This window comes from Oceanobacillus luteolus (assembly GCF_042678205.1).
Lineage (GTDB): Bacteria > Bacillota > Bacilli > Bacillales > Amphibacillaceae > Oceanobacillus > Oceanobacillus luteolus.
In genome coordinates this window covers 1-8,041 of the sequence record NZ_JBHUDE010000114.1, presented here as the reverse complement: position 1 = coordinate 8,041, position 8,041 = coordinate 1, and the positions used below count along the sequence as shown (strand labels likewise).

The following is an 8,041-nucleotide window of genomic DNA, read 5'->3' as shown; positions in this document are numbered from 1 at the left end:
GTGGTGCAGAAGGGAAACCCATTCAGTGGGCCTTTTAGGCCGAGGCCGGTAATAGAGGCTTTCAGCCGCAGAGCAAACCACCAGTTCACACTGGTGGTTTTGATTATAGAGGATTAAATAGATGTCTCTGCAACTTCTTCTATGATAGAATGATGTTGATTATGAAAGGAGTTGGGTTTAGATGTCAATGAAATTTTACTGGTATCCAAATTGTGGAACATGTAAAAAAGCAAAGAAATGGTTAGAAGAAAAGAACGTTGATTTTACACCTATACATATTGTTGAGGATACTCCATCGAAGGAAGAAATCTTGCAAATTATCGAGAAAAGTGGTCTTCCGGCGAAGAAATTCTTTAATACGAGTGGAAAGAAATATCGTGAATTAAATATGAAGGAAAAAATTAAAGATGCATCAACGGAAGAAATGGCTGAATTCCTGGCTTCTGATGGAATGTTGATCAAACGGCCAATAGCGGTAGACGGCGAAACGGTTACTGTGGGATTCAAAGAAGACTTATACGAAGAACATTGGCAAAACTAAGTAACTGATCATGTCAAGCTTCATTCAGCGGGGTTCTTTTCCACCCCGTCTGAATGTCAGTTGAATAGAATCAAGGATTTACGGTCTGTTCATCCCTCACATTAATATATTGAATTCTCCTAATATTTGGGAGTTGAGGAGTTCCAGACCGTTTATCCGTTATAAAAATTGCTGGATGCAGTAGATTTTATTAATATTCCATTGTATAGTTAAGGTATGACAATAGAAACTTGAAAGGATGAAGGGTCAATGAATTTGCCAAACGATTTACGCTATACGAAAGAACATGAGTGGATTAAAAAAGAAGGCGACAATAAAGTACGTATTGGAATTACAGATTTTGCACAAGACGAATTAGGAGATATTGTCTTCGTTGAATTGCCCGAAGTGGATGATGAAGTTCAAACAGACGATTCATTCGGAAGTGTCGAGTCAGTAAAAACTGTTTCTGAACTTTATGCACCGGTAAGTGGTAAAGTTGTAGAAGTGAACGAAGAACTGGAGGATAGTCCAGAACTCGTTAATGAATCTCCATACGAAAACGCATGGATGATCGTTGTTGAATTGGATGACGAAAGTGAGTGGGACAACCTGCTTACAGCAGATGAATATAAAGCTATTATTGAAGAGGATTAATTTTTTTATCGATAAAGCCTCTTCAACCTGTATGCTTTCTGATTAGGAATAAAGAGGGGGCCTAACTATGCGGTGAAGAGTATAGTTGACCTCCTCTTTTTCATATACTATAACAATCAGCAGATGACTCGATGGGATAAGGAGTGTCTTGAGATGATTGCACACGAAACCGAAAAAGTGATTATTGTGGAGGGGTTGTCGGATAAACGTAAAATTGAAGAAATTTTAAATGAAGATGTAACGATTATTTGTACGAACGGCACTTTAAGCATTAATCGGTTTGATGAGCTTTTGGATATGTATAATTTAGATGAAAATGATGTATATATTTTTGTTGATGAAGATAAATCAGGACTGAGGCTTAGAAAACAACTAGCTAAGGAACTGCCACATGCCGAGCATATTTATATCAGTAAAGATTATCGGGAAGTGGCTACCACCCCATATAAAATACTTGCTTCATTACTTGTGGCAAAACACTTTACAGTAAGACCGTTTTATTTGCAGTACAATTGACTGTAAGATAAGATATAAATTCAACTATCGTTTCACTTGGAGGGCTGATTATCCCTTCAAGTGAAGTGATGAATCTTTATATTAACAGGTGAAAATATGCAAAAAATCACATCAAAGCAATTAAATGATTCATATATTTTATTTATCTATTCAACATTCTGTGGGACATGCACGGTTGCACGAGCAATGTTAGAGAAAATTGAAGAAATCCATAACCAAACAATTTTTCTTGAAATGAACGCAAATTTCGAGGAGCCATTTTTGCATGAATACAAAATCGAAAGTGTTCCGTGTTTATTGATTGTAGAAAATAATGAAGTGAAAGAAAAAATTTATACCTTCTATTCAACCGGAAATATTTATCGGTATTTATATGAGTATCGCCCAGAAATGTTTAAATAAATCATTTTGTTGACAGTTTAAGACCCCTCATGCTATTATTCGTTTATACTAATTTAATAGTTTTACTCTTATCGCGAGCGGCGGAGGGACTGGCCCTATGAAACCGCGGCAACCTTCAAGGATTTGAAAGGTGCCAATTCCTGCAAATTTTTTTGATAGATGAGAGAACAAGAGATGATAATCAACTATGCGTCTTTCTGTTCTCCGAGCAGAAAGACGTTTTTAATTTATTGAGTAATTATGTTTATACTAAATAGATGTATTCCATTTTTAATAATGGGACGGTATTTAAGTGGTAAGCTGTATGGAAGGAGACAATCTATTGATTTCCATTAAGGGATTAAAGAAAGAATTTATTACAAAAGACCGGCAAATAACTGCCGTTGATCATGTGGATATAGACATCAATAATGGTGAGATTTTTGGAGTCATCGGTTATAGTGGTGCGGGAAAGAGTACCTTTATCCGTCTGATCAATCGACTAGAAGAACCGTCAGCGGGCACAATAACCATTGAAGATAATGAAATAACAAATCTTAATCAAAATGAACTTCGAATCGCCCGTCAGGATATCGGGATGATTTTTCAGCACTTTAACTTATTGTGGTCAAGGACCGTTGCAGAAAACATTGCATTTCCTCTTGAAATCGCAGGAGTAAGTAAAGAAAAGCGGAAAAAAAGGGTGCAGGAACTTATCGACCTCGTCGGGTTGACCGGACGTGAAAATGCTTATCCTTCCCAGTTAAGTGGTGGACAAAAACAACGGGTCGGTATTGCGAGGGCATTAGCGAATAAACCAAAACTCTTACTTTGTGATGAAGCTACATCTGCACTTGATCCGGAAACTACAAATTCTATTTTGGATTTACTTGTAGATATTAATGAGAAAATGGGACTGACCATTATATTAATTACCCATGAGATGCAAGTAATCCGAAAAATTTGTCATCGAGTTGCTGTAATGGAGAACGGGAAAATTGTCGAGCTTGGTGATGTTCTCGATGTATTCCTTCATCCACAACAGCCGATTACGAAAAAATTTGTTCATCAGGCAATGGGCAATGATGAGGATGAAAATATTTCAAGTATCATGGAAACAAATTCGGAGGGTACACTGCTCAAACTGCAATTCATTGGTGAATCAGCAAACCAAGCATTGATCAGCCAGATCGCTAAGCGATACGAGGTTGATATCAATATATTACAAGGTAAGATTACGAATACGAAAACAGGAAGTTACGGAACACTATTCGTTCAAGTGACAGGTAATGATTCGGAAATCGAAAGTGCCATTAAATATATTCAGAGTGAAACCTCCGTAGAAGTGGAGGTCATCTAAATGTTTGGTAACTTAAAAACAGATGAATTGATTACAGCAACTAATGAAACACTATATATGACAGGTATCGCATTGATCGGTACTCTGATTTTGGGAATTTTATTAGGATTATTATTGTTTTTGACGTCAAAAGATGGAATTTGGGAAAATAAATTCATTCATATAATAACCGCGGCAATTGTTAATATATTCCGTGCCATCCCATTCATTATTTTGATTTTATTACTTTTCCCTTTTACGAATTTCTTGATTGGAACGATTCGAGGGCCGAGCGCTGCATTGCCTGCTTTGATTATCGGTACGGCACCATTTTATGCTCGTCTTGTTGAGATAGCTTTTCGTGAAGTGGATAAGGGTGTAATTGAAGCCGCAAAATCAATCGGTGCAAAAACAAGGACCATTATTTTCAAGGTTATTATACCTGAGTCTTTACCGGCACTTGTGTCTGGACTAACTGTTACAGCGATAGCCTTGATTGGTTATACTGCAATGGCTGGTGTAATTGGAGCAGGCGGTCTTGGAGACTATGCTTATTTCTATGGTTTCCAACGTCGTGACTTCGATGTTGTATTTGTTTGTACCGTATTAATCCTGATCATTGTATTTATTATCCAATTTATTGGAGATTTAATCACCAATAAAATAGATAAAAGATAAATAAAGGAGAGAAACAACGATGAGAAAGCTTTTTGGTTTACTTGTATTGTTATTTGTATTGCTACTCGCAGCTTGCGGGAATGGTGGAAATGAAGAAAACACTGCAAATGATGCGGAAGATGCAGACAACGCAACAGAAGATTCATCAGAATCAGTTGAACTTGTGATTGGTGCATCAAGTACGCCACACGCTGAGATTCTAGAGGAAGCAAAACCTTTGTTAGAAGAAGAGGGCATTAACATTACTATTGAAACATACCAAGATTATGTTTTGCCGAATGAAGACTTGGAATCAGGTGCACTGGATGCAAACTTCTTCCAGCATATCCCGTTCCTAGAGCAGACTGTTGCAGATACAGGGTATGATCTAGAGTATATTGATGGTATTCATATCGAACCAATGGGTGTATATTCTCAGAACATCACCAACATTGATGATATTGAAGATGGACAAGAAGTGATCATCAGCCGTTCGATTCCAGACCATGGACGTATCTTATCCTTATTTGAACAACAAGGACTTATCAAATTGGATGAAAATGTTGAGAAATCAGCTGCAACAATTGAAGATATCGTAGAAAATCCTAAAAACATCACATTTTCACCAGATGTAGATCCATTGCTATTACCAGAAATGTATCAATCTGAGCCGGATGCATTGGTTGCAATCAACACAAACTATGCAATTGATGCTGGTCTAAATCCATTGAATGATGCATTGTTCATTGAAGATGAAAACTCTGAATATGTCAACATCATTGCAGTTCGTGGAGAAGACAAAGATGATCCTGCTCTTCAAACGTTAGTGGATGTCCTGCAATCTGAAGAAATTCAGAACTTCATTCTTGAAACTTATGAAGGTGCAGTAGTTCCTGTAGGTGGAAATAACTAAAAACACTGTATTACGAAGAATAAGGAAGCATGAGCTTAAATGTTTATGCTTCCTTTTATTTTTTGACGGGAATTGTAAAGTACGTGTAAAAATCACTCTATACAGGTTTATTCGACCTTTGTGCAGGGAATTGTTCTGTGTTAACATTTTGTTTATCACATTAAAGGAGTGGTTTATTATCAATTCCGATAATAACATGAATTACACAGAAGATATGGAAAAAGCGATGAGTAAAAATCACAGGATGAGCATCGCTGAATATGAGTCTAATCTGTCTAAACGGATGGAAGTAGAACTAAAACGTGAGAAAGAATATCAAGAATCGAAGCAGATTATCGCTGAAGTGGATAGTCAGCTGCATAGATGAAGTGGAAGTTATCTTCAAATGAAAAACACGGAGTCCCAAAGTGGGTTCCGTGTTTTTTGTTCATTTTCGAAATTAATCATTTTTAACTCCGTGAATCGTAAAGCCATCCGTTTCCGACCATTCGGCGTAATATATTTTACTAATATCGTCATAACCTAATTTCCCTAATTGGGTACGCAGCCAGTTCTCATCTTTTTCAATCATGTCAAGAACTTTGTGTTGTACTTTGCCTTCATCAATGACTAAATGAGCAATCGATGTTTCTTTAGGGTTAATTGATAACATATCAGCGGTAACCGGGGATGATTGTTCATGCTTTAGGACGCTTAATTGCCCACTAGTTTCTAATATGGCATATTTTACTTCGCTGATTGTAAATATACCCTGTTGTCTTAACATCGTTCTCAGTTGTTCTGATTCCAAATCGTTTTTTTGCAGAGCATCTATATCAAGCTCTCCCTCATTAATAATGATAGTTGGTTCTCCTTTAATGACGGGTCTGGTCTTATCGAAACGCTGTACAATCTTCTCGATACTATAAATCAGTACAGCCCATAATGTTACAGAATAAAGAACCTGCCAGACTGTAACTTTATCATCATATACCGATTCCTCCACTAATCCCCCAAGTATCAAAAGATAAACAAAATCGAATGGAGTAATCTGTGAGAGTTCTTTCTTACCAAGTAATCGGATAATGGCTAATAATGCGAGCAGACCACAAATAATTTTAACTGTTATTGAAGTTTCCATAGTTGCTTCACCTCTAGAATGTATTCTGTCTAGAATCTGTACCCCTTTTAAAAGAATCTAATCTAACAGACTAAGTAATTGGCTGAGATGTGCAGTTTTTATGTTGAATAGCGAGGGTAAGTGATAGATATATCAATGAAGGAGGGGTTGAATTGACGGCAGAAGTAGCAGTCTTGAATAAACATGGGATTGCCATGGCAGCTGATAGTGCAATTACAAGTGGAAGAGAAGGTATCCAAAAAGTTTATAATACAGCAAATAAGTTATTCGCCCTATCGGAAAAGCATTCTATAGGAATTATGGTATATGGAGCGGCTTCTTTCATGGAGGTTCCATGGGAAGTAATCATCAAATCCTATAGAGAAGTGATATGTGATCGTACTTTTAATCATCTCCATGATTATATGGAAGACTTTTTAAGATTTTTGAATGAAGATGCTCGATTTAAAAATGAAGAAGTTGAAGAAATAATTGTTTATCGCATATTCTCGGATAATCTGAAACGTCTAGTCAAAGAAGTAGAAAAAAAAATGGCTAGTAAAGAACATATGGAAGAGGGCGTAACATCAGAACGTGTAACGAACTGGCTAGATTCATGCGCAGGTCGGATGATTCAATCCTATAGAAAGCAAAGGAAATGGTTTATTGAATTTGAAGAAGCAGCTTTTAAAGAAAGATTTAGTTCTGTTGTAAATGAAGTTATCGATGAGTTGATTCGTTATGACATCCCTGATGAATTAATTGAAAAGCTTCACGAACTGGCTTATGAGGCAACGGTGAAGGATTATTTCAGTGTGGGAAGTACCGGATTTGTTATTGGAGGATACGGTGATGAAGAAATATTCCCCCAGCTATTAAACTATAGACTGGAAGGATTTGTGTTTGGGCAGTTGAAATATAAAAAATTAAAGGATAAAAAAATAAGTTATACGACAGACAAGGATGATGGGACAGCCTCGATTACAGCTTTTGCCCAAAGAGATATGGTAGATTCCTTCATCAAAGGAATCGAGCCGAATATGGAAGATGTGATTTTCCGAATCATTTCTAGCGTAATAAAAAACTATCACGATCAGATTCAAAAAAATCTTCGAATTGAATTTACCGAAGAAGAGGTTACTAAATTACAGAAAATGGGTAAAGAAGTGTATGATTCGATGGAAATTGCTGTAAAGGAATATCAAGAAAAGAATTATGTTGAGCCGCTGCTTGGGGTAGTACGCTCCCTGCCTAAGGAAGAATTGGCAGATATGGCAGAAGCCCTCGTGTCATTAACTACGTTTAAAAGAAGAGTGACAAGAGCAACTGAATCCGTCGGTCCCCCTATTGATGTCGCAGTTATTACTAAGGGAGACGGCTTTGTCTGGAAGAAGCGGAAAAGTTATATTGATCCACAAATCAACTCGCGATTATAGAGTTTGAAAGGGGAGAAGAATATCTTTCCTAAGGAAAAAAATTCAACAAAAGAAGGATATTTTCATTTAGCACCCGAGGATCGATTGGAATTTGAATTGGAAAATCAAGAAAAAGAAGAGAAAGAAATCATTACAGAGAAAGTATTTGATAGACTTAAGGAAAAAGATAGCCAATAAGGACCTTAAATTCAAGTTTAAGTATTATTAAAAATATTAAATCTAGAAAATTTATTTTCGTTTTATGTTTGAAATTCTATTATATGTGGAAAGCAATAAATGAAAGGCAAGATAATCACATCATGAAAGGAGTTTTTACAAATGGCTAAAAACAACAATAATGGTAAGATGTCTCGTAAGCCCGAACTAAGAAATTTTATAATAGAAGCAACTAAAATTAAAAACAGAAACGCCAAATAATCGTGAATCTGAGATGTTTTAAACAGATTTACGGTTATTTTATTTTTTTGCACATGTTGCTTGAATCGCCTTCGACCAAGGCATGTACTTATTTAAAGTTTCTGGC

At 36.4% G+C, this 8,041-nt stretch carries 10 protein-coding genes and 1 riboswitch; of the genes, 9 read left to right on the top strand and 1 reads right to left on the bottom strand.

Translation table 11 applies throughout. From position 1 onward, the window contains the following. The first annotated feature begins 181 nt into the window (after positions 1-181). From ACFSBH_RS13090 to ACFSBH_RS13055, 8 genes are all read left to right on the top strand, one after another. Complete coding sequence (locus tag ACFSBH_RS13090; RefSeq protein ID WP_251511494.1) at positions 182-541, top strand: arsenate reductase family protein; 360 nt, start codon at positions 182-184, stop codon at positions 539-541. Between the two features lie 249 nt (positions 542-790). Next, positions 791-1,177 carry a glycine cleavage system protein GcvH gene (gcvH, locus tag ACFSBH_RS13085; protein ID WP_251511496.1) on the top strand — a complete coding sequence of 129 codons (387 nt, stop codon included), beginning with the start codon at positions 791-793 and terminating at the stop codon, positions 1,175-1,177. A gap of 153 nt (positions 1,178-1,330) precedes the next feature. Further along, positions 1,331-1,693, top strand: a complete 363-nt coding sequence (locus ACFSBH_RS13080) for a toprim domain-containing protein (protein WP_251511499.1) — start codon at positions 1,331-1,333, stop codon at positions 1,691-1,693. Positions 1,694-1,765: 72 nt separating this feature from the next. Beyond that, positions 1,766-2,095, top strand: coding sequence for a thioredoxin family protein (locus ACFSBH_RS13075; RefSeq protein ID WP_379597921.1), 330 nt, complete (start codon positions 1,766-1,768; stop codon positions 2,093-2,095). 65 nt (positions 2,096-2,160) lie between these two features. Then, a riboswitch (SAM riboswitch) is annotated at positions 2,161-2,261 on the top strand. A gap of 156 nt (positions 2,262-2,417) precedes the next feature. Beyond that, positions 2,418-3,434 (top strand): methionine ABC transporter ATP-binding protein, encoded by a 1,017-nt coding sequence (locus ACFSBH_RS13070; RefSeq protein WP_251511505.1) that lies wholly within the window; start codon positions 2,418-2,420, stop codon positions 3,432-3,434. Next, complete coding sequence (locus ACFSBH_RS13065; protein ID WP_251511508.1) at positions 3,435-4,091, top strand: methionine ABC transporter permease; 657 nt, start codon at positions 3,435-3,437, stop codon at positions 4,089-4,091. Between the two features lie 19 nt (positions 4,092-4,110). Then, the gene (locus ACFSBH_RS13060; protein ID WP_251511517.1) at positions 4,111-4,983 is read left to right on the top strand and encodes a MetQ/NlpA family ABC transporter substrate-binding protein; all 873 of its coding nucleotides are present in this window, start codon (positions 4,111-4,113) and stop codon (positions 4,981-4,983) included. A 196-nt stretch (positions 4,984-5,179) separates the two neighbouring features. Continuing rightward, positions 5,180-5,350: a hypothetical protein gene (locus ACFSBH_RS13055; protein WP_379597917.1), complete on the top strand. Its 171-nt coding sequence runs from the start codon at positions 5,180-5,182 to the stop codon at positions 5,348-5,350. 72 nt (positions 5,351-5,422) lie between these two features. On the opposite strand, the gene ACFSBH_RS13050 is transcribed toward ACFSBH_RS13055, so the two are convergent. Then, the gene (locus ACFSBH_RS13050; RefSeq protein ID WP_251511526.1) at positions 5,423-6,103 is read right to left on the bottom strand and encodes a DUF421 domain-containing protein; all 681 of its coding nucleotides are present in this window, start codon (positions 6,101-6,103) and stop codon (positions 5,423-5,425) included. A gap of 152 nt (positions 6,104-6,255) precedes the next feature. Between ACFSBH_RS13050 and ACFSBH_RS13045 the strand changes: the two genes are divergently transcribed. After that, positions 6,256-7,518 (top strand): hypothetical protein, encoded by a 1,263-nt coding sequence (locus ACFSBH_RS13045; protein WP_379597915.1) that lies wholly within the window; start codon positions 6,256-6,258, stop codon positions 7,516-7,518. The last annotated feature ends 523 nt before the right edge of the window (positions 7,519-8,041 follow it).